This window comes from Microvirga sp. Mcv34 (assembly GCF_024519725.1).
GTDB lineage: Bacteria > Pseudomonadota > Alphaproteobacteria > Rhizobiales > Beijerinckiaceae > Microvirga.
In genome coordinates this window covers 40,900-60,721 of record NZ_JALJRK010000009.1, presented here as the reverse complement: position 1 = coordinate 60,721, position 19,822 = coordinate 40,900, and the positions used below count along the sequence as shown (strand labels likewise).

The window sequence follows — 19,822 nt, the reverse complement described above, 5'->3', positions numbered from 1 at the left end:
CGTAGGGAAGGCTCCTGGCGCCGGTCTCCGGCTCTAAAGCCTCTCGGCTCTCATTCCGGGACCTTTTCAGCATTACCCGTCATCCAGGCATGTCCCGTCGTTCCCTTCCCCCGCAAGTGCGTGCGCGCGGCGTGACCGCCGTGCTCGGCCCCACCAATACCGGCAAGACCCACCTGGCGATCGAGCGCATGCTCGGTCACGACAGCGGCATGATCGGCCTGCCCCTGCGCCTCTTGGCCCGCGAGGTCTACAACCGCGTGGTGGAGAAGGCGGGGCATCACAACGTCGCCCTGATCACGGGCGAGGAGAAGATCAAGCCGGACCGGCCGCGCTACTGGATCTCCACCGTCGAGGCCATGCCGCGGGATCTCGATCTCGCCTTCGTGGCCGTGGACGAGATCCAGCTCGCCAGCGACCTGGACCGGGGCCACGTGTTCACGGACCGCCTGCTGAACCAGCGCGGGCGCGAGGAGACGCTCCTCATCGGCTCGGCCACCATGCGCCCCCTGATCGAGGCCCTGATCCCCGGCGTGCACGTGGTCACGCGGCCGCGCCTGTCGAAGCTGTCCTTCGCGGGCGAGAAGAAGGTCTCGCGCCTGCCGCGCCGCTCGGCCATCGTGGCCTTCTCGGCCGAGGAGGTCTACGGCATCGCCGAGCTGATCCGGCGCCAGAGCGGCGGCGCCGCGGTGGTGCTGGGGGCCCTGTCGCCTCGGACCCGCAACGCCCAGGTCGAGCTCTATCAGAACGGGGACGTGGACTACCTGATCGCCACCGACGCCATCGGCATGGGGCTCAATCTCGACGTGGACCATGTGGCCTTCGCGTCCGACAAGAAGTTCGACGGGTTCCAGTTCCGCAAGCTCAACAATCCCGAACTCGCCCAGATTGCCGGCCGTGCCGGCCGCTACATGCGCGACGGCACCTTCGGCTCCACGGGGCGCTGCCCGCCTTTCGATGCGGAAACCGTCGAGGCGCTCGAGAATCACACCTTCGACCCGGTGCGAATCCTGCAATGGCGCAACCCGGACCTGGATTTCTCCTCCCTTGCCCGCCTCCGCGATTCCCTCGGCCTGCAGCCGAGGGAACACGGCCTCGTGCGGGCGCCCACGGGCGAGGACGTGACCGCCCTCGAGGTCCTGGCCCGGGAGGACGACATCCGGGCGATGACCCGTACCCAATATGCCGTGGAACGGCTCTGGCAGATCTGTCAGGTGCCGGATTACCGGAAGGTTTCCCCGCAGACTCATGCGGATCTCGTCGGCCAGCTCTATCGTTTCCTCATGAAGGACGGGGCCATCCCGGCCGACTGGTTTTCCCGCCATCTGTCCGCCATGGACCGGACGGACGGGGATATCGATACCCTCTCCAACCGCATCGCCCAGGTCCGGACCTGGTCCTTCGTCGCTAACCGTCCCGACTGGTTGAAGGATCCAGAGCATTGGCAGGATGTTGCGCGTCAGGTAGAGGACAAGCTATCGGATGCGCTCCATGAACGCCTCGCCCAACGATTCATCGATCGGCGGACGAGCGTTCTCATGCGGCGCTTGAGAGAGAAAACGATGCTCGAAGCGGAAATCACGACCACCGGCGACGTCACCGTCGAGGGTCAGCACATCGGTCACCTGCACGGCTTTCATTTCGTGCCCGATCCCCAGGCCGACACTACGGAGGCCAAGACCCTGCGCAATGCGGCCAGCAAGGCGCTTGCCGGGGAGATCGACGCGCGGGCGGACCGGTTCGCCGAGGCTCCCGATGCCATGCTCGTGCTGTCGAACGACGGCACGATCCGCTGGACGGGCGACCCGGTCGCCAAGCTGGAGGCCGGCGACAAGCTGTTCGAGCCCCGCGTGCGCATCCTATCGGACGAGCACCTCACGGGCCCGGCCCGGGAGAAGGTGGACACCCGCCTGCGCGCCTGGCTGAAGGCCTATGTGGTGCGTCTGCTCGGTCCCCTGCTGCAGCTCGAGGACAGCGCCGAGCTGACGGGCCTCGCCCGCGGCATCGGGTTCCAGATCGGCGAGGCCCTGGGCGTCCTTGAACGCGCGAAGGTTCTCAACGACGTGCGCAGCCTCGACCAGGATGCCCGCGGCGCCCTGCGCAAGGCCGGTGTCCGGTTCGGCGCCTACCACCTTTATCTGCCTGCCCTCCTGAAGCCGGCGCCCCGCGTCCTGGCGACCCAGCTCTGGGCCCTGCAGAACGGCGGCCTCGACCAGAAGGGCATCGACGAGATCGCCCATCTCGCCCAGTCCGGCCGGACCTCGATCCCGGTCGATCCCGAGATCGCCCACGGCCTCTATCGCGCGGCCGGCTTCCGCGTGCTCGGCGGCCGCGCCGTGCGCGTCGACATCCTGGAGCGCCTGGCCGACCTGATCCGTCCCGCCATCGCCTATCGTCCCGGCATCACCCCCGGCGAGCCGCCGGCCGGTGCGGCCGATGGGGAGAGCTTCGTCCCGACCGTGTCCATGACCTCGCTCGTGGGCTGCGCGGGCGAGGATTTCGCCACGATCCTCAAATCCCTCGGCTATGTGGTGGAGCGCCGTCCCGGTCCCGCCATCACGGTGCCGCTGGTCGAGGCTCCGAAGGTCGTCGAGGCCCCGGCCGCTGCCGCCGAGGCTGATGCTCCGGCTCCGGTCGACCAGGCTCCGGCGGATGCGTCCGAGGCTGCCGTCGGCACCGAAGAGATCGGCGCCGTGGCCGTCGAGGCCCCCGAGGCCACCGTGTCCCAGCAGGAGGTGGAGGCTAGCGCCGCCGAGGCCGTGGCTTCGCCCGAAGGCGAACTCCTGGCCCCCGCCGAGGCCTCGACCGAGGCTGCGGCGGCTGAAACGCCTGCCGAGCCCGAGCTGATCGAGGTCTGGCGCCAGGGCCGCCGCCACCACGAGGGCGGACAGGCCCGGCATGGCCGCGAGTCCCGTGGCGGTCGTCACCAGGAGCGCGGCGAGCGTCGCCAGCGTCATGGCGGCGAAGCCCAGGGCGAGCCCGGCGAGCGCCGTCCGCGTCCCGAGCGCCGGGAGGCGCAAGGGGAGGGCGGTCGTCCGCAGAACCGTCCGCCGCGCGGTCCCGGCCGCGGGGAGGACCGTCGCGGTCCCCGTCCCGACAAGCGCCCGGACAACCGGCGCGAGGCCGGGCACGAGCGTCGCGAGAAGCAGCCGGACCCGAACTCGCCCTTCGCCAAGCTGATGGCCCTCAAGGCGCAGCTCGAGGACAACAAGAAGTAAGCAAGAAGGGATGCGACGCGCATGCGTGAGGACCGGCAGCGGCTCGACAAGTGGCTGTGGTTCGCACGCTTCGCGAAGACCAGGACGCTGGCGGCCAAGCTGGTCACCGGCGGCTTCGTCCGGCTCAACGGCCAGCGCACCGACAATGCCGCCAAGGCGGTCGCGGTCGGCGACGTGATCACCCTGGCCTTGGCCCGCACCACCCTGGTGATCCGGGTCGAAAGCCTCGGCGACCGGCGCGGCCCTGCGCCGGAAGCAAGGCAGCTCTACATAGACCTCAACCGGGACAACGCGGCGCTTGTCAGCGACCCCGACAAGAGCTAGAGCGGCGGAATATCGCCGTTTCGCTGACGTTCGAACAGACCCTCGAAGGACCGTGCATGACCTACGTCGTCACTGAAAATTGCATCAAGTGCAAATACATGGACTGCGTCGAGGTGTGCCCGGTCGATTGCTTCTACGAGGGCGAGAACATGCTCGTCATCCATCCCGACGAGTGCATCGATTGCGGCGTCTGCGAGCCGGAATGCCCCGCCGAGGCGATCAAGCCCGATGCGGAGCCGGGCCTCGAGCAATGGCTGAAGCTCAATGCCGACATGGCCAAGAGCTGGCCCAACATCACCATCAAGAAGGATGCGCCCGCCGACGCCAAGGAATTCGATGGCGTCGCAGGCAAGTTCGAGGCTTATTTCTCAGCCAACCCGGGTGAAGGCGACTGATAACGGACCGGGGCCCGCCTTACGAGCAGCTCCCATTGCGTTCGCATCTCGGCTGGCTCGAGGCCGAAACCGGAACCAGTTCCCTCACGATGCGTTAGCTTTCTAAGCGCGGCCATAAAGGGCCTGATTTACGCTGCCCGTTGAAATATTTTTGCTTTTTCGGCCGGACTGTGATAGGGTCCGCAAATGCCGTCGCTTGCGCTCAAGCCGTGCACCGTCCCTGCAGACCGGCGGTTCGCATAATTGAAGCAAAGATTCGCGTCCTTTGACTTAAGGGAGCGTCGCTGCCTTGGTCAAGGGTATGAGCGTATTGAGCCGCTGGCTTACATCAGGGAGACGAGCGGAATAGTCAAGTTCCGTGATGCTCAATCTCGATCCTCGTTCCCCTGGGTCCCTGCCCAGTGGAACCACAGCTTCCTCGCTGCCAAGCGAGGACCATGCAAGGAGGCCTCTCTCGCATGACAACCGCCAAGAAGTCCGCCCAGCGCCTTGGGTTCAAGTCCGGTGAAGCGATCGTGTATCCCGCTCACGGTGTCGGCCGCATCACGGCCATCGAAGAGCAGGAAATTGCAGGCTTCAAGCTGGAGCTCTACGTGGTCTCGTTCGACAAGGACAAGATGGTCCTTCGCGTACCGACCGGTAAGGCTTCCACTGTGGGCATGCGCAAGCTTGCCGAACCGGCCCTGGTGCAGAAGGCTCTGGACGTGCTGACGGGTCGTGCCCGCGTGAAGCGCACCATGTGGTCGCGCCGCGCGCAGGAATATGAGGCGAAGATCAATTCCGGCGACCTGATCGCCGTCACGGAGGTCGTGCGCGATCTCTACCGCTCCGAGGCCCAGCCCGAGCAGTCCTACAGCGAGCGCCAGCTCTACGAATCCGCCCTCGATCGGGTGATCCGCGAAATCGCCGCCGTGAACAAGATCACGGATACGGAGGCCCTCAAGCTCATCGAGCAGAGCCTCGCCAAGTCTCCTCGCCGCGCCAAGGGTGCCGAGGCCGAAGGCGACGACCTCCAGGAAGAAGCCGCCTGATCCCGGGCGCCTCCATTCCCGAAAAGCCCGGCGCCAGCCGGGCTTTTTCTTTTTCAGAGCCTTGTTTTTCAAGGCTTGGAATCTATTTTGCAAAACTTGGCTGTGAGAAATGAACTTTTCGCGGCCTCGCTCGTTGTGTCTCTGCCAAGGGAGAGCACACAATGGGAGAAATCTCAGGGGTTCGCCGCCGGTTCGTCCGCGCAGCCATGAATGCACCTTTTCTTGAGCGGGAGGAGGAGCACCTTCTTGCCGTGCGCTGGAAAGAGAACCGCGATGAGGCGGCGCTTCATCAACTGACTGCTGCCCACATGCGCCTCGTGATCGCGCTGGCAGCCCGTTTCCGTCACTACGGCCTTCCGATGGCCGATCTCGTTCAGGAAGGCCATGTGGGGCTTCTCGAAGCCGCCGCTCGGTTCGAGCCTGAGCGTGAAGTCCGTTTCTCGACCTATGCGACCTGGTGGATCCGTGCCTCCGTGCAAGATTACATCCTTCGCAACTGGTCAATCGTCCGCGGCGGAACGAGTTCCGCCCAGAAGGCGCTTTTCTTCAACCTGCGCCGCCTGCGCGCGCGCCTGACCCGCGGTGGCGAGGACCGCATTTCTTCCGAAGTGCATGCGAAGATCGCCGAGGCGATCGGCGTATCGAAGGCCGACGTGGCTCTCATGGATGCCCGGCTCTCGGCACCCGACACGTCCCTTAATGCGCCGGTTCTGGACGCCGACGCGGGGAACTCCGCCGAGCGCGTGGAATTCCTCGTCGACAACAGCCCGCTTCCCGACGAGAGCGTCACCGACGTGATCGACACCGAGCGCCGCGTGCGCTGGCTGCAACAGGCCCTGGAAGTGCTGAACGAGCGCGAATTGCGGATCCTGCGCGCCCGCCGTCTCGATGACGAGCAGGTGACCCTGGAATTCTTGGGCGACCGCCTGGGGATCTCGAAGGAGCGCGTGCGCCAGATCGAGAACCGTGCCCTGGAAAAGCTCAAGCGCGCCCTGGTCGAAAAGTACCCGCAGGCTTCCGGCGCTTTCGTCTGATTCAGCTGCGAAACAAGGATTCTCATCGGCGAAGCGGGTACCCGCTTCGCCGTTTTCGTTTGAGCTTGGCGGCGTTACTCGACGACGATCTTGTAGCGCTCGCCCACCTTGAGCGCGTCGCTCCGGTTCAGGCCGTTGAGCAGCAGGAACTTGTCGAATGCCCTGTCGACGGGCATCCGGGCTGCCAGGTTCTGAGCCGTGTCCCCCCGCTGGGCGGTGACGACCTGCAGCTTCAGGGGCCTGATCCGGCGGGCTTCGTCAGGCTGCACCTGACGGACGCTGTTGAGGGTCTGCTGGAAGATGCCTTCCAGGTCTCCCCTGTTCCCGCGGGTCGCCATGATGAGCCGGAAGGTGGTGTTGCCGATCCGGATCGCCGAGAGACGGAAGGTCCATTCCTTTCCATTGGACAGGGCGGTGACCACCGGAAGCCCGTTCACCGTGCCGATCGTGAGGGTGCCGGGCTCGATCGTATCCGTCCAAGTGGAGCGCAGCACATCCTCGAGGCTCTGTCCGAGCGGCGTATCGGCGGCGTCGAACAGAAGGCGGCGCTCGCTGTCCCCGGATGCGCCGAGAACCGCCTGGGAGGTGTTCTCAAGTGTGAAGCCCTCCGGCGCCTCGAAGGCGACGCCAAGCCGCGAATGGATGAACCGGCGGCCCTTCACGACACCGTCGGCCGGATCATCCCCGTAGGAGAGGCCGTCAAGCGCCGTCAGATAGGCGAGGCGGCCTGTCTCGCCCGTTCCCTGCATGCCCGTGCGCCGTGCCGCCTGGAGCGCCCGCGCCACCCGGTCGTCCGTCCGTGGGTGGGAGGCGTTCCGCTCGGCCGTCGAGGAATCCGAACTGGCGCTTGAGCGCCCGAGCGCCGTGAGGAAACGCGGAGCCCCGTAGGGGTCGAACCCGGCCCGGGCCAGAACCTTCACGCCCGTCTGGTCCGCTTCGAGCTCCTGCGCTCGCGAGAAGCTGGCGAGGGCTGAACGGGCCTGGTTCTGCGCCATGGCAGCTTCTTCGGCATCGTTCAGCACATTCTCGGCCACGCGCTCGATCAGGTCCGACCGGGCCTGCAATTCGCTGCGCTGGGACGCGTGACGGAGGGTGACGTGCGCGATCTCGTGGGAGAGCACAGCCGCGACCTCGGAGGTGTCGTTCGCGAGCGCCAGGAGCCCGCGCGTGACGTAGAGGCGTCCGTTCGGCAGGGCGAAGGCATTGACCACGGGCGAGTTGAGGATCGTCACCTGGAAGGCCTCGTCGGGCCTGTCGGTGGCCATCACGAGCCGGTTCGTCACGTCGGTCAGCATCTGCTGGAGCTGCGGGGCCCGGCCCTCGCCTCCGAACGCCCGTACGAGCCGGAGATGGTCCCGGTCCCGGTCCGGGCCGATCACGCGGGGCGCATTGGCCGGCAGCGAAACATCGCCGCCGAAGCCCGAGCAGCCTGCAACGAGGGCCGCAAGCAGGACGCTGCCGACTAACGAAAAGCTACCTCTCTGACGTATTGTGCTCATGCTCGTTCATCGTGGCAGGCGGCCGCCTTCAAGGCGTTCGATCATGTCCGGAATGACAATGGAGAAGGCTGTCCCTTGCCAAGGCTGCAAAACGCCTCGGGCCCTGATCCGCCGGCCCTTAAGCGCCTCGGCGCCCATGCCGCGGTCGGACATCTGCTTCCAGGTTTTTCGAGGAATGATGATCGTGAAGTCTTCTGCCCAGTGCTCCCCGAAGTTCAAATAGGTCCGCTGATTGCGCTCACCGATGCTTCTGACGCGCCCCTCGACCAGAATGAAGGTGCCGATTCGGGCCCGCAGACGCTCGGAATGATCGACGTCCATGGGCTTATAGCGGTCATCAGCCCAAACACCAAGGCGTCGTTCGCGGGCATTGGCCTCGATGGCGAGCAATTCCGGTTGGCAGAAGGGATTGTCCAAGCCTGCATCCGTCACGGCAAGGCCCACCTCGACGAGGCCGTGGCTCCAATCGACAGGAGGCATCGGGCCGATGGATCGGATGCGGACGGGTCTACGGCCCCAGCGGTCCGATTGGCCCGTGCCCTGAACGAGGCTGGCCTCGCCAGCGTGATTCCGCAGCCAGGCGAGGGCTTGGTCGCGGAAAGGGGGCGCATCCGGAAGCCGGATTCCGGCGAGCCGGGCCGGGCCGAGCTCCGCCAGGATGAGATCGCCGTCCGGGGAGAGATCCTGGAGCCGGTCGGGCCGGGCTTCCGCGGTGCACGCAGCGCCCGCCCGCCCGCCTGCGGCAGGCTGCGCCCATCCGGTGGGAGCGGCCAGCAAGAGGGCCGTCCCGATGCCGATGGTTAATGCTGTCCGCAGGGCCGATCCCGTCATGGGACGGGATCATACCCATTCGGAGCGAAACGGCTACGCTTGTTCTACCACCGGATGACCACGACCCTCTGGCGTCCGTTGCCCAGCTCGACCGCTTCCGTTCCTTCCGCCTTGCGGTTCTGGGCCTTCGCATCCTCGATGATTTCGATTTCGGCCACATGAGCGGCGAAGGCCTCATCCACCTCGGCGACACAGAGAAGGGTGTCAGGGGGAAGATTCTCTATCTGTTTCAGGAAATCGCGAAGCGTCTGCGCCATGATATGCCTCCGGTTCCTTCTCAACCGGGTCGGGCCAAGCTCGGTTCCTTGGGGCCGCGCAAGGGACGGCCGTCAGCCTCTCCCCTGAAGGGCCCGAGAGGCGTAAAATGAGCGGCGCCGGTCGCGCAGTAACAGGAGGTGGGCCATGAATGGGCATCGCACTCTCACCTGGTTCGCGTGCAGCGTCATCTCGTCCCTCGGTTTCATCCCCGCGGCATCCGCCCAGCATCAGGGCATGGCGGGCGCCATGAGCGACGAGGACATCATCAAGAGCGCCATGGCGGCGGCGCCACCCGCTGTCGCCAAGGAGGCGACCATCGTGGATGTTTCATCGGACGGGAAAACCCGGGTCGTCCGCAAGGGGACGAACGGTTTCACCTGCTTGGCGGACAATCCGAACACGCCGGGGCCCGATCCCATGTGCGGCGACCGTAACGCCATGGAATGGGCCCAGGCCTGGCTCGAAAAGAAGGAGCCGCCGCAGAACAAGGTCGGCTTCATGTACATGCTTGCCGGCGGTACGGATGCCAGCAACACCGACCCCTATGCCCAGAAGCCCGAGCCGAACAACAATTGGGTCGAGACCGGGCCTCATGTGATGGTGGTCGGGGCCAAGGGCATGATGGAGGGCTACCCTCGCACCGCGAAGCCCGATACCACGCAGCCTTACGTGATGTGGCCGGACACGCCCTACGAGCACCTGATGCTCCCGGTCCGGTCGCCGGAATCCATGACCCGTTAGCCACTCTGCCCGGGCCGCCGTGCCCCTGGCCGGCGACACGACGACCCGGTCGGCCCAGATCGCGTCGCCACTTGCCGTGCGCCCAGGGCACGAACCCCCTGGAATGCCCCTGCCGACCGTGCTAAGTCCCATCCTCTCAGCGGTCCCGTAGCTCAGCAGGACAGAGCAGCGGTTTCCTAAACCGAAGGTCGGAAGTTCGAGTCTTCCCGGGATCGCCAGTCCTTCAACGCATGTTGTTCCTCACCGCGCCATCCGGGCGACGGCCGCCTTGGCGTCGTCGAGATCAGGCGCGTCGATGTGGCGGTAGCGGGCCTGGACGAGGCCGAAGAGGCCGAAGGCGAAGAGGCCCAGGGCCGTGAGGGCCAGGAGCACCCAGCCATAGGGTTGCCGCTGCAGGGCCTGGAGTGCGCCGCCGAGGCCATGCACGTCCGAGGACGAGGCGTGGAGGGCCGCCAGGATCAGGAAGCTGCCGATCATCAGGAACACGACGCCCCGGGCGGCGAAACCCATGCGGCCGAGCGTAACGAACCAGTCGTGCTTGTCGCTGGGCAGCGAGAGGCGCTCCGTCACGTTTCCGCGCCAGGCTTTCCAGAGGAAAGCGACGCCCGCTCCCGCCACAGCGAGGCCCACGAGGCCGACCAGCCATTGGCCGAAGGGCTGGCTCATGAGCCAGGCCGTCCAGTCCTGGGCCGCCTTGTCTTCGCCGCCTCCCGAGGAGCCGCGGCCGAGGGCGAGGTTCAACGCCGAGAGGGCCAGTCCCGCATAAATGACGCCGCTGATCAGATGGGCTCCCCTGATGCCCCAGCCCTTGGCGTCGGAGCCGCGCTTGTCGGCATCGGTCAACGCTTCGATCACCCGCCAGGCGCAGAAGCCGAAGAGGCCGACGGCGATCAGGGCCAGCCAGACCTTTCCGAAGGGTTGCGAGAGCAGCGATTGCAGGGCGCTGCGGCTGCCTCCCGTCTGCCCGCCCGAGCCGATGGCGGCGAGGAGGGCGAGGCCGCCGACGAGGCCGTAGACCACGCCCCGCGCTCCATAGCCGAAACGGGCCAGGGCCTCGACGGGGTTGGTGCTGATCCGGGGCATGACAGGCGGCTCCTTCGTGTCAGGGGTGAACCGTCCAGCCTTCGCAGATGTTCCTCAAAGAGGATGATCCGGAGCGGCCCGGCTCTGCCGGCGCCAGATCGTCAGGAGGGCGGCCATGAGGACCGGGCCGAGGAAGAGGCCGATCAGGCCGAAGGTTTCGAGCCCGCCGAGGATGCCGAACAGGGTCCACAGGAAGGGAATGTGCGCCGCGCCGCCGATCAGGGCTGGCTGAACGAGATTGTCGCCGATCAGCATGACGGCCGCGCCCCATCCCACGACGCCCGCGGCCGCGAGAACAGAACCGCCGCCGAGAACCAGCACGATGGCGGCGGTCACGAAGGCGAACCAGGCTCCCATGGGCAGCATGGCGAAGGCGGCGGTCAGGAAGGCGAATAGGATGGCATGCGGCACGCCCGCGACCACGAATCCGATGCCGATGAGGACGGCTTCGCCCACGGCCACGAGGATCGTCCCGTTCACCGTTCCGCGTACGGCGGACGCCATGGTTTCCGCCAGGCGCTCGCCCGGTGCGCCGAACCAGCGGTCGATGGCGGCGAGAACGTGCCGGCCGATGTCGCGGCCGTGGCGCAGGAGCATGAACAGGACCAGGAACGTCAGGAAGGTATGGAGAACGCGCGTCGCCAGCGCGCCGCCGAGGGTTCTCGACCACTCGGTCAGGGTCTGGCTGTCGATGCCGCTCAGGAGCTGGCCGGCGGATTCCGGCCGCCCCAGATGGGCCTGCCACCAGGTGTCCAGATGCTGGCCGACGAGCGGCAGTCGATGGACCCATTCCGGCACCGGCATGCCGTTCTGCTGCAGCCGCGTGAGCCATTCCATGACGAACTGGCTTTCCCGGCCGATCTCGGTCAGCACGAGGGCGACCGGGACGAGAAGGAGGACGGCAAGGCCGATCGTCGTCAGCAGGGGAGCGGCGAGGCGCGAGCCTCCCAGGCGAGCCTGGAAGCGGCTATAAAGCGGCCAGACGCTGATGGCGATGATCACCGCCCAGCCAATGGCGGTGAGGTAGGAGCCGATCATCCAGAGTGTCAGCCCGACGAGCGCCAGCGCGCCGATGAGGCGCGTGACCCGCCGGGCGCGGGCATCGGGAGCATCGCCGTCTGACGGCTGGGACAGAGGAGCCACGGCTTTCTCTTGCATGAAAGAGATCTAGGCTTCTTCGGCCCCGGGCCAATGGCGTGTCAGGGCTTCGTCATCCGGCGGGCCAGGGTCGCGGCATCCTCCGCGAGGGGCGGCCCGGCCAGCAGAAGCAGCAGGAGCGCGAAGGGCAGGGCGAAGAGGAAGCCGACATGGCTGAAACCGACCGCTCCGATCACGCCCCCGATGAAGAACGAGGCGAGAAGCAGGAGGAGCAGGCGCAGCTTCTCGCGGTCCGCCATGATCCTATCCGGATTATGCGGATTCCGGTTCCAGTAGAGAAGTTTTCCAAGCTCGATGCCGATATCCGTGACGATCCCCGTCACGTGGGTGGTGCGCATGCGCGCGCCCGAGATCTTGGTCACGGTGGCGTTCTGCAGGCCCATGATGAAGCAGAGCAGGGGGATCGCGATCGCCACGAAACCCGGCGACGGGTGGGCGAGCCAGCCCAGGATCCCGAAGCCGAGAAGCAGGAAGGACTCGAGCATCAGGGGCATGGCGTAGCGACTGCCCAGGTGATGCCGCCGGCCCCAGTTGATCAGCATGGCCGAACAGGCCGCGCCCATGACGAAGGGCAGGAAGCCCAGAAGCCCAAGGCTCGCGAGACCCAGCGAACCCAACGCGAGATTGTCGGCCATGGACGAGAAGATGCCCGACATGTGCGACGTGTACTGGCCGACGGCGAGGAACCCGCCCGCATTGATGGCTCCGGCCACGAAGGTGAGGGACATTCCCAGTAGGGTATCCGTCACGTTCGTCCGCTCGAAAGCCGCGATGGTCTTCACCGCCCGGATGGTGAAGTCGCGCGTTTCCGGTTTCGTCGACTGGGCGCTCATGGCAGCCAGCTTAGCGCATCGTGCGGAAAAGGGGATCCGGCTTTCGTCGCGACGCGCCGAGCTGTCAGGCGATGAGCCGCCTCCGTCCGTTACTGCGCGACCCCGGTCGATACGGAGGCGCGGCGCTCCAGGGGCGGGATACGGAAGGTCTTGAGGATCTCGGCCTCGCCAACCTGATCCGCGAGCGACGAACCGCCGACGAAGACCTGGATGGCGCCGGCCTCGACGAGATAGGTGCCGTCGTCGAGATGGAAGCCGAGCGACTCGATCGGCACCCGCAGGGTCACCTGCTTCGTCTCGCCGGGCTTGAGGGCGATCTTCTCGAAGGCCTTCAGCTCGCGCAGAGGCCGGCTGCGGCTTGCCACCGGATCCCGGGTGTAGAGCTGCACGACCTCCTGGCCGTCCCGCGCGCCCGTGTTCTTCACGGTGACGGAGACCTCCAGAACCTGCCCCTCGTCGATCCGCAGGCTCGCGATCCGAGCATCGGAATAGGCGAAGTGCGTGTAGCTCAGGCCCCAGCCGAAGGGGTAGAGCGGCGTGATCGCTTCGTCGATGTATTTCACCGTGAAGCGGTTGTCCGAGAGGGTGGGACGACCGGTGGGGAGGCGGTTGTAATAGAGCGGCAGCTGCCCCGTGGCGCGCGGCCAGGTGAGCGGAAGCTTGCCGCTCGGGCTTACGTCGCCGAACAGCACGTCGGCCACGGCGGGGCCCGCTTCCGTCCCGGGATACCAGACCATCAGAATCGACGGGATGCGGTCTGCCACCGGGCCGAGAACCTGCGGGCGCCCGCCCATGATGACGAGGGCGATGGGCTTGCCGGTCCTGGCGAGCTCCTCCAGCACCTCGATCTGCCGGCCGGTGAGATCCATGTTGGCCCGGGAAGCGGCCTCACCCGACAGTTCCTGCGGCTCGCCGAAGACGGCGATCACGAAATCCGACTGCCGGGCGGCCTCGATGGCGGCGGGCAGCGCATCCGTGTTGCGGCAGAACAGGTCGCAGGCCGGAGCATGCCGGACCGTGATGCCCGCATCCTGCGCGCGGCGGCGGACGCCTTCGAGGATCGTGACGCTGTCCTCCTTGTGGCCACGGGCCGCGTGAGGGCCCATCTGGTCCTGGGGCGCGTCGGCGAGCGGGCCGACGACCGCGATGGAACGGACCTTCGACGGGATCGGCAGCACGTCGTCCCGATTCTGCAGCAGGACGAAGGTTTCACGGGCAACCTCGCGGGCGGCTTGGCGCGACTCCGGCGACGGAAATTCCGAATCCAGGTGAGAGGAATCCACGTCGGGGTGATCGAACAGACCAAGGCGGAACTTGGTGCGCAGCACGCGCCGCACGGATTCGTCGATCACGCTCTCCGGCACCCGGCCGGCGCGCACCTCGTCGGGCAGATGATTGATGTAGAGCTGCCCCATCATGTCCATGTCGACGCCGGCGAGGATCGCCTTGCGGGCGGCCTCCGCGCCATCGGCCGCGATGCCGTGGTTGACGAGCTCGCCGATGCCGACCCAATCGGATGTCACGAAGCCGTCGAAACCCCATTGGGTGCGCAGCACGTCCGTCAGCAGCCACGGATTGGCCGTCGAAGGCTCGCCGTTCAGGGCGTTGAAGGCCGCCATGAAGCTCGCCGTGCCGGCGTCCACCGCCGCCCGGAACGGCGGCAGATAGGTGTCGTACATCTCCGCGCGGGGAATGTAGGTTGTATCGTAGTCGCGCCCGCCCTGCGGAGCGCCGTAGCCGGCGAAATGCTTGGCGGCAGCGGCGAGACCGCCCTTGCGGAAGCCTTCGACGCGGGCCGCCGTGAGGGTGGCGCCGAGCGTGGGATCCTCGCCGAAGCCTTCGACGATGCGGCCCCAGCGGCTGTCGCGCGACAGGTCGGCCATGGGCGCGAAGGTCCAGTTCACACCCACATAGGATGCTTCCCGGGCAGCCCATTCGGAGGCGAGGCGGGAGACGCGCGGGCTGAAGGCCGCGGCCTCGCCCAGCGGCAAGGGAAACTGTGTGCGGAATCCGTGCAGCACGTCGAGCCCGAAGAGCAATGGAATCTTCAGGCGGCTTTGTCGGACCAGTGCCTGGGCGCGCGCCACATCCTGGGCGCTGTTGAAGTTCAGGACGGCTCCGGCCTTCCCTTCCGAAATGTCCTCCCAGCGCAGCGGCGGCCCGTGGGAGACAAGATTCAGCTGGCCGACCTTTTCTTCCAGGGTCATTCGGCCGAGAAGCTCGTTCACGCGGCGCTCGATGGCCTGTTCTTGGGATTCCTGGGCACTTGCCGTTGGGAGAAACGCGACCGTGAGGGTCAATGCAAGGGCCAGTTGCGCCAAGCCAGGGACATCAGAAAGCCGCACAATTATCTCCTTTATGGAACAATAACACTTAATCGCGAGGTCGCCCGCGCTTGCCGCCCGTTCGTGCTATACAAGATAGGTTGCAAGTGGCGTCTGGGGGGCGTCAGGTCAAATCATATTTTAGAAACGCCTTATGCATCTGCTGCCCGTCTCATTGAAGCTGTCTCTGCTGAGTCTGTCCGGCGCCCTGATCATGTCGGGCTTCGCGCTGGCGACGGCGGCCTATGTCAGAAACTCGGCCCTCGTGGCCGCGTCGGCGGGGCTTTTCCTGCTGATCGTCGCCGGTGCTCCCCTGCTGATCGGGCGGCAGATCAAGCAGGCCTTCCGCCACAAGGACGATGGCGCGTCCGACGAACTGACGGTGTTCGAGGACGTGACGGCCGCTCCCTTCGAGCCGCCCGCCGAGACCCTCCTGTCCTTCGCCGAGTTCTCCGCTTTCGAGGAGACGCCTGCCGCCGAGGAAGACGACGCCCTGCGCCGCATGCAGAAGGCACAGGCAGTCGACCGGCTGCGGGACGGCATCGCTCACGATCTCAACAACCGACTCATGGTGATCAGCGCCAACATCGATGCGGCGGCCCGCCAGTTGAAGGATCAGCCGATCCTGCAGCGCAAGCTGCTCTCCGCTCTCGTCGCTTCCGACCAGGCCGCCAAGCTCATCGCCCAATCGACCGCCTTCGCCCGGCAGGGCGAGACCAAGGTGCAGTATGTGAATCTCGCCGAGCAGGTGAGTACGGTGGCCGATCTCATGAGCCACTCCCTGCTGCGCGACACGGTCGAGCTGCGCGTCTCGCTCGCGGAGGATCTCTGGTCCATCGAGGCCAATCCGGACGACATCCAGACCGCCATCGTGACCTTGAGCGCCCATGTCCGGGATGCCTTGCCCCAGGGAGGCACCATCACGCTGGAAGCCCGGAACGTGCAGGTCGAGAAAGGCTCGCTGCCGGACCTCACCCGCGAGGGCGATTTCGTGCAGCTCGCCATCCGCAGCTCCGGCCCCGAGGAGGTGCGCCATGCTCCGGAAACCGATCTGGAGCAATCCTTCTCCGTGCGGGATCTCGACCTATCCTCCTGGCTGTCCCTGCGCCAAAGCCTGCACTTCCTGCAGGATCTCGGGGGTGCATCGGAGGTGCGGCGGGACGGGGGTGAGACCTCGATCCTCCTCTACATCCCGCGGACCGATGCTGCGACCCTGTTGCCGTCGAGCTCATTGAGCGATGACGAGGCGCCGGACGAGAGCGTGCAGGGCCATACGGAAATCCTCGTCGTGGACGACGAGCTCGAAGTCGCGCTCGCGCTGCAATCGACCCTGGAAGAATTCGGCTATGTCACCAGCATCGCCACCGATGCGGCGCAGGCGGTGAAATCCTTGAGCGTGCGCCGGCCCGCCCTCGTGCTGGCGGATGTCGCCATGCCCGGGAGCATGAACGGCGTCATGCTGGCGCGCGAGGTGCGGCAGGTCTTCCCGAGCCTGCCCGTGCTGCTGATCACCGGCAATCCCGACCTGGCCGGTGGGGACAGCGAGTTTCCGCTGCTCCAGAAGCCCATCGTCAGCCGCGACCTGCATGTGGCGATCCAGCGGCACCTCAACGTGCACAGCGACAACAAGGTCATTCCGTTCTTCCCGCGCACCTCGCGGCGGGCACGCTGAATCTAAAGCATCGAACGCAAAAGGGAGAACCGGTTTTGCGTGAAAAGATGCGTCAAACCAATCAGTGAGAGCCTCGGACGCGAGTTGGATTTCACGTCCGCGGTTCTAGAGAGCGAGCGCCGTCGCTGAGAGCGGAGCCGCAGCCTCGTGCGCCGCGTCCGCGAGAGCCGCGAACAGTCGCTGCTGCGGCTTCTTCCAGACCAGCAGCTCCGGATGCCATTGAACGCCGAGCAGAAACGGCGCGCTGTCGCTCTCGATGGCCTGCACGATGCCGCTCTCGTCGCAGGCGGCGATTCTCAATCCCTGGCCGAGACGGTCGACCGACTGGTGATGCAGCGCGTTCACCTGGCAGGGATTGCATTTCAGGATCCGGTCGAGCCTCGAGCCCCGTTCGATGGTCACGGTCTTGCGCGGCAGTACCGTGCGCATCTTCGGCGCCTGGACATAGACCTCGTAGATGTCAGTGTGCAGAGTGCCGCCGAGCGCCACGTTGATCATCTGCGAGCCGCGGCAGATGCCGAGGATCGGCAGCCCGGCCGGAAGCGCCGCCTTGAGTAGGCCGAGCTCCAGTTTGTCGCGCTCGGGATCGATGCGCACATCCGGCAAAACCTGGCCGCCGTAGATCTCAGCGCCGATATCGTCGCCGCCGCCGATCACCAGCCCCTGCAGAGGCTCTGTCGGTAGCGGGTGGCCGGGCATCAGGCGAACGGCGCGCGCGCCCGCGCGGGAGAGGGCCAACCGATGCATGAGGTAGCTGCGCCATCCGCCACGCCTTGACGTGGTGACGCCGATCAGGGGACGCGTCATGACCTTACGATCTGCTCCACCACGTTGGCCCAGCTCTTGTCCTCGCCCGCGAACGACAGGTAGGCCGCCCCGACCGCATCCAGCTTCTCCCGGTCCGCGGCCAGCCGCTCGACACAGACCCAGCGGTTCCAGTCCGGCGCGATGCTCCAGCCGGGATCGCTCACCCGGGCATCGGGCAGGCGGTAATGGAAGGTGGGGCGGCCGTTGATCTTCTCATTCGGCAGGACGGCCCGAACCCGCGCCGCATCGAAATCGTGCAGCAGCGGCAGGAGATCGAGATCCCGGTTCCGGGTGGCATTGTAGGCGAGAGAGTCGTCGATGAAGGTGGGAATGTCCGGCCAGTAGTTCGGATCGCCGATCCGGCGGACGTATTCGGCCGGGAAGGGATCGGCAAAGCCCAGCAGGTTGCGCGTGGCGTCGGGCGAAGCCTCGCGCCGGAGCCACGGATTGAGCAGGGCGAAACTCTTCATGAAGGCCGTGAGGGTGGCGGCATCCCGGCGCGGAATTTCCGGGTTGAAGTGCAGGCCGAAGGCGTAGAAGGGCCCATCCTGCGTGCCTTTGGCGCCGACCCTGCGCAGGATCGCCAGGATGCGGTTGAGCTCCTGCAGCCGGTCGACCGGGATCGGCGCCGTGACGAGTTCGCACGGCACGAGATAACGGGCCGCGAAGCCGAACAGGGCGGCGATCTTGGGCAGAACGCCTTTCTGCGTCCCGGCCTGCTTGCCGGGATGCAGGATCCGGCTGTCGAGCTCCACGGTCAGGTCGCCGACGGATGATTCCTTCAGGGCGAAGGCATGGGGGTCCACCTCGATGAGCCGGCCGCCGAGCGCTTCCTGCAGGGCCTGAACGGTCCTCTCGGCCGAGGGGCCCACGAACTCGATCTCGATCCCGACCGTGCGCATCTGCCCCTGCTCGTTGAGCAGGACCGGCGGCAGTTCGAAATCGATCTCGGTTGAAAGCGCCGGCTGCGCCATCGAGAACTCCGGAAAAGAACACGCAAACGTGAGCAATGGGATGAACGGGCGCGCTTCCGCTCAGGTTCCGTCTTCCGGGACGACTTCCTCCCGGCTCCGCAGGTGTGGCTTTCCGCCTGCGGGTTGGTTACAAGCGCGCCATCATGATCGCGAGAGAATCGACCCTCGAGCGCGCTGCCTGGATGACGGAGCTGCGTGCGACCCTGGCCCTCGGCTGGCCCCTGGTTCTTGCCACCATTGCGCAGAACGCCCTGATCACGTCCGACGTCATTCTGATGGGCTGGATGGGATCGGACGCTCTGGCGGCGGGCGCGCTCGGCACCAACCTCTACTTCGCCTTCCTGATCTTCGGGATCGGCCTCGTCAACGCGACCTCGCCGATGATCGCCGAGGAGCTCGGCCGCAAGCGCCATTCCGTCCGCGAGGTGCGCCGCACGGTACGCCAGGGCTTCTGGGCCTCGGTCACCGTCGCGGTCCCGATCTGGATCGTGGCCTGGAACGGGGAGACGATCCTGCTCGCCATCGGGCAGGCGCCCACGCTCGCTCACAATGCGGGCCAGTATATCCGCGCCCTGCAATGGAGCCTTCTGCCGTTCCTGCTCTTCCTGGTGCTGCGCTCGTTCCTGGCCGCCCTGGAGCGCCCCGGCTGGGCCCTGTTCATCGGCCTGCTTGCCATTCCGGTCAATTTCGGCGCGGCTTATGCGCTGATGTTCGGCGCCCTCGGCCTGCCGACCCTTGGGCTCGTCGGGGCGGGGCTCGGCACGGTGATCTCGAGCGCCTTCATGTTCGTGGCGCTCGCCGTGGTGATCGCCCTCCATCCGCGCCTCAAGCGCTATCACGTCTTCGGGCGCTTCTGGCGGCCCGACTGGCCGCGCTACCGCACCCTCTGGCAGATCGGTCTGCCCATCGGCCTGACGCTGATGTTCGAGGTGACGATCTTCAATGCGGCCGCCATGCTGATGGGACGGATCGGCGAGAGCGAACTGGCCGCCCATGCGATCGCTCTGCAGATCGCCTCCTTCTGCTTCTCCGTCCCGCTCGGCATCGGACAGGCCGTGACGGTGCGCGTGGGCCGGGCCTACGGCGCTCAGGACGCGGCCGGCGTCACCCGGGCCGGATGGACGTCCTTCGCGCTCGGCACCGGCTTCATGGCTGTCACGGCATCGCTCATGCTGTTCGCCCCGCACCTGCTGCTCGGCGTCTTCCTGGACGTGAACGATCCCAAGAACGCGCTCGTCATCGAGCTGGCACGCACCTTCCTGGTGGTGGCGGCCATCTTCCAGCTGGTGGACGGCGCGCAGGCGGTCGGGGCCGGAATGCTGCGCGGGCTGCAGGATACCCGCGTGCCGATGATCTACGCGGCGCTCGGCTATTGGGGCGTAGGCCTGCCGCTCGGCGCCACCCTGGCCTTCGGCACGTCGCTGCGGGGCGTGGGCATCTGGATCGGGCTGGCCAGCGGGCTCGCCGTGGTGGCCTGCCTGATGCTGTGGCGCTGGCTGCGCCGGGACAGGCTGGGGCTGGTCACGGCGACGCCGCGGGACGTTCAGGAGGCGTTCGCGAGCTAGAGCTGTTTCCACGAACGTGGAATCAGCTCTCTTCTTTGTTTGATCGCGTTTTCGACGGTGAACCGGATCCGGTTTTCC

General features: G+C 66.5%; 17 protein-coding genes and 1 tRNA gene. 9 read left to right on the top strand and 9 right to left on the bottom strand.

What is annotated here, in order from left to right; genetic code table 11:
* Positions 1-89: 89 nt before the first annotated feature.
* The 5 genes from OC446_RS07760 (at position 90) to OC446_RS07740 (ending at position 5,999) form a co-directional block, all read left to right on the top strand.
* Positions 90-3,215: a helicase-related protein gene (locus OC446_RS07760; protein WP_262028470.1), complete on the top strand. Its 3,126-nt coding sequence runs from the start codon at positions 90-92 to the stop codon at positions 3,213-3,215.
* A gap of 21 nt (positions 3,216-3,236) precedes the next feature.
* On the top strand, positions 3,237-3,539 hold the full coding sequence (locus OC446_RS07755; RefSeq protein WP_262028469.1) for an RNA-binding S4 domain-containing protein: 303 nt from the start codon (positions 3,237-3,239) through the stop codon (positions 3,537-3,539).
* A 56-nt stretch (positions 3,540-3,595) separates the two neighbouring features.
* Positions 3,596-3,934 carry a ferredoxin FdxA gene (fdxA, locus tag OC446_RS07750; RefSeq protein WP_181050625.1) on the top strand — a complete coding sequence of 113 codons (339 nt, stop codon included), beginning with the start codon at positions 3,596-3,598 and terminating at the stop codon, positions 3,932-3,934.
* Between the two features lie 458 nt (positions 3,935-4,392).
* Complete coding sequence (locus OC446_RS07745; RefSeq protein ID WP_262028468.1) at positions 4,393-4,965, top strand: CarD family transcriptional regulator; 573 nt, start codon at positions 4,393-4,395, stop codon at positions 4,963-4,965.
* A 161-nt stretch (positions 4,966-5,126) separates the two neighbouring features.
* Positions 5,127-5,999: an RNA polymerase factor sigma-32 gene (locus tag OC446_RS07740; protein ID WP_262028467.1), complete on the top strand. Its 873-nt coding sequence runs from the start codon at positions 5,127-5,129 to the stop codon at positions 5,997-5,999.
* A 74-nt stretch (positions 6,000-6,073) separates the two neighbouring features.
* Here the strand turns inward: OC446_RS07740 and OC446_RS07735 are convergent, their stop codons facing one another.
* From OC446_RS07735 to OC446_RS07725, 3 genes are read right to left on the bottom strand one after another with little or no spacing between them, the layout of a single operon-like run.
* On the bottom strand, positions 6,074-7,498 hold the full coding sequence (locus OC446_RS07735) for a M48 family metalloprotease (RefSeq protein ID WP_262028466.1): 1,425 nt from the start codon (positions 7,496-7,498) through the stop codon (positions 6,074-6,076).
* A gap of 6 nt (positions 7,499-7,504) precedes the next feature.
* Positions 7,505-8,329 (bottom strand): thermonuclease family protein, encoded by an 825-nt coding sequence (locus OC446_RS07730; protein ID WP_262028465.1) that lies wholly within the window; start codon positions 8,327-8,329, stop codon positions 7,505-7,507.
* Between the two features lie 44 nt (positions 8,330-8,373).
* Entirely contained in the window at positions 8,374-8,586 is a 213-nt protein-coding gene (locus OC446_RS07725) for a sugar phosphorylase (protein WP_262028464.1), read from the bottom strand.
* A gap of 145 nt (positions 8,587-8,731) precedes the next feature.
* Here OC446_RS07725 and OC446_RS07720 point away from each other — a divergent pair, with 145 nt between their 5' ends.
* Together OC446_RS07720 and OC446_RS07715 are read left to right on the top strand one after the other, a co-directional pair.
* Positions 8,732-9,328, top strand: coding sequence for a hypothetical protein (locus OC446_RS07720; protein WP_262028463.1), 597 nt, complete (start codon positions 8,732-8,734; stop codon positions 9,326-9,328).
* A 141-nt stretch (positions 9,329-9,469) separates the two neighbouring features.
* Positions 9,470-9,546: transfer RNA gene (locus tag OC446_RS07715), tRNA-Arg, on the top strand.
* 22 nt (positions 9,547-9,568) lie between these two features.
* On the opposite strand, the gene OC446_RS07710 is transcribed toward OC446_RS07715, so the two are convergent.
* The 4 genes from OC446_RS07710 to OC446_RS07695 all read right to left on the bottom strand — a co-directional run bounded on the left by OC446_RS07710 (position 9,569) and on the right by OC446_RS07695 (position 14,747).
* Complete coding sequence (locus OC446_RS07710; protein WP_262028462.1) at positions 9,569-10,411, bottom strand: DUF1206 domain-containing protein; 843 nt, start codon at positions 10,409-10,411, stop codon at positions 9,569-9,571.
* A 54-nt stretch (positions 10,412-10,465) separates the two neighbouring features.
* Positions 10,466-11,554: an AI-2E family transporter gene (locus tag OC446_RS07705; protein WP_262028461.1), complete on the bottom strand. Its 1,089-nt coding sequence runs from the start codon at positions 11,552-11,554 to the stop codon at positions 10,466-10,468.
* Positions 11,555-11,610: 56 nt separating this feature from the next.
* On the bottom strand, positions 11,611-12,402 hold the full coding sequence (locus tag OC446_RS07700) for a YoaK family protein (RefSeq protein WP_410055031.1): 792 nt from the start codon (positions 12,400-12,402) through the stop codon (positions 11,611-11,613).
* Positions 12,403-12,491: 89 nt separating this feature from the next.
* Complete coding sequence (locus OC446_RS07695) at positions 12,492-14,747, bottom strand: glycoside hydrolase family 3 N-terminal domain-containing protein (protein ID WP_262028460.1); 2,256 nt, start codon at positions 14,745-14,747, stop codon at positions 12,492-12,494.
* A gap of 133 nt (positions 14,748-14,880) precedes the next feature.
* Here OC446_RS07695 and OC446_RS07690 point away from each other — a divergent pair, with 133 nt between their 5' ends.
* On the top strand, positions 14,881-16,398 hold the full coding sequence (locus tag OC446_RS07690) for a response regulator (RefSeq protein ID WP_262028459.1): 1,518 nt from the start codon (positions 14,881-14,883) through the stop codon (positions 16,396-16,398).
* Positions 16,399-16,503: 105 nt separating this feature from the next.
* Here OC446_RS07690 and OC446_RS07685 read toward each other — a convergent pair whose 3' ends face one another.
* Both OC446_RS07685 and OC446_RS07680 read right to left on the bottom strand, forming a co-directional pair.
* Complete coding sequence (locus tag OC446_RS07685; protein WP_262028458.1) at positions 16,504-17,205, bottom strand: gamma-glutamyl-gamma-aminobutyrate hydrolase family protein; 702 nt, start codon at positions 17,203-17,205, stop codon at positions 16,504-16,506.
* Entirely contained in the window at positions 17,202-18,179 is a 978-nt protein-coding gene (locus OC446_RS07680; protein WP_262028457.1) for an amidoligase family protein, read from the bottom strand. Before OC446_RS07680 ends, OC446_RS07685 begins: the two co-directional genes overlap by 4 nt.
* Before the next feature lie 143 nt (positions 18,180-18,322).
* Between OC446_RS07680 and OC446_RS07675 the strand changes: the two genes are divergently transcribed.
* On the top strand, positions 18,323-19,744 hold the full coding sequence (locus OC446_RS07675) for an MATE family efflux transporter (RefSeq protein WP_262028456.1): 1,422 nt from the start codon (positions 18,323-18,325) through the stop codon (positions 19,742-19,744).
* Positions 19,745-19,822 lie beyond the last annotated feature (78 nt).

Excerpts from the sequence above, each read along its gene's own strand:
- OC446_RS07760 (WP_262028470.1), top strand. The coding sequence starts at position 90 with ATGTCCCGTCGTTCCCTTCCCCCGCAAGTGCGTGCGCGCGGCGTGACC.
- OC446_RS07755 (WP_262028469.1), top strand. The coding sequence starts at position 3,237 with ATGCGTGAGGACCGGCAGCGGCTCGACAAGTGGCTGTGGTTCGCACGC.
- fdxA (WP_181050625.1), top strand. The coding sequence starts at position 3,596 with ATGACCTACGTCGTCACTGAAAATTGCATCAAGTGCAAATACATGGAC.
- OC446_RS07745 (WP_262028468.1), top strand. The coding sequence starts at position 4,393 with ATGACAACCGCCAAGAAGTCCGCCCAGCGCCTTGGGTTCAAGTCCGGT.
- OC446_RS07740 (WP_262028467.1), top strand. The coding sequence starts at position 5,127 with ATGGGAGAAATCTCAGGGGTTCGCCGCCGGTTCGTCCGCGCAGCCATG.
- OC446_RS07735 (WP_262028466.1), bottom strand. The coding sequence starts at position 7,498 with ATGAGCACAATACGTCAGAGAGGTAGCTTTTCGTTAGTCGGCAGCGTC.
- OC446_RS07730 (WP_262028465.1), bottom strand. The coding sequence starts at position 8,329 with ATGACGGGATCGGCCCTGCGGACAGCATTAACCATCGGCATCGGGACG.
- OC446_RS07725 (WP_262028464.1), bottom strand. The coding sequence starts at position 8,586 with ATGGCGCAGACGCTTCGCGATTTCCTGAAACAGATAGAGAATCTTCCC.
- OC446_RS07720 (WP_262028463.1), top strand. The coding sequence starts at position 8,732 with ATGAATGGGCATCGCACTCTCACCTGGTTCGCGTGCAGCGTCATCTCG.
- OC446_RS07710 (WP_262028462.1), bottom strand. The coding sequence starts at position 10,411 with ATGCCCCGGATCAGCACCAACCCCGTCGAGGCCCTGGCCCGTTTCGGC.
- OC446_RS07700 (WP_410055031.1), bottom strand. The coding sequence starts at position 12,402 with ATGAGCGCCCAGTCGACGAAACCGGAAACGCGCGACTTCACCATCCGG.
- OC446_RS07690 (WP_262028459.1), top strand. The coding sequence starts at position 14,881 with ATGCATCTGCTGCCCGTCTCATTGAAGCTGTCTCTGCTGAGTCTGTCC.
- OC446_RS07685 (WP_262028458.1), bottom strand. The coding sequence starts at position 17,205 with ATGACGCGTCCCCTGATCGGCGTCACCACGTCAAGGCGTGGCGGATGG.
- OC446_RS07680 (WP_262028457.1), bottom strand. The coding sequence starts at position 18,179 with ATGGCGCAGCCGGCGCTTTCAACCGAGATCGATTTCGAACTGCCGCCG.
- OC446_RS07675 (WP_262028456.1), top strand. The coding sequence starts at position 18,323 with ATGATCGCGAGAGAATCGACCCTCGAGCGCGCTGCCTGGATGACGGAG.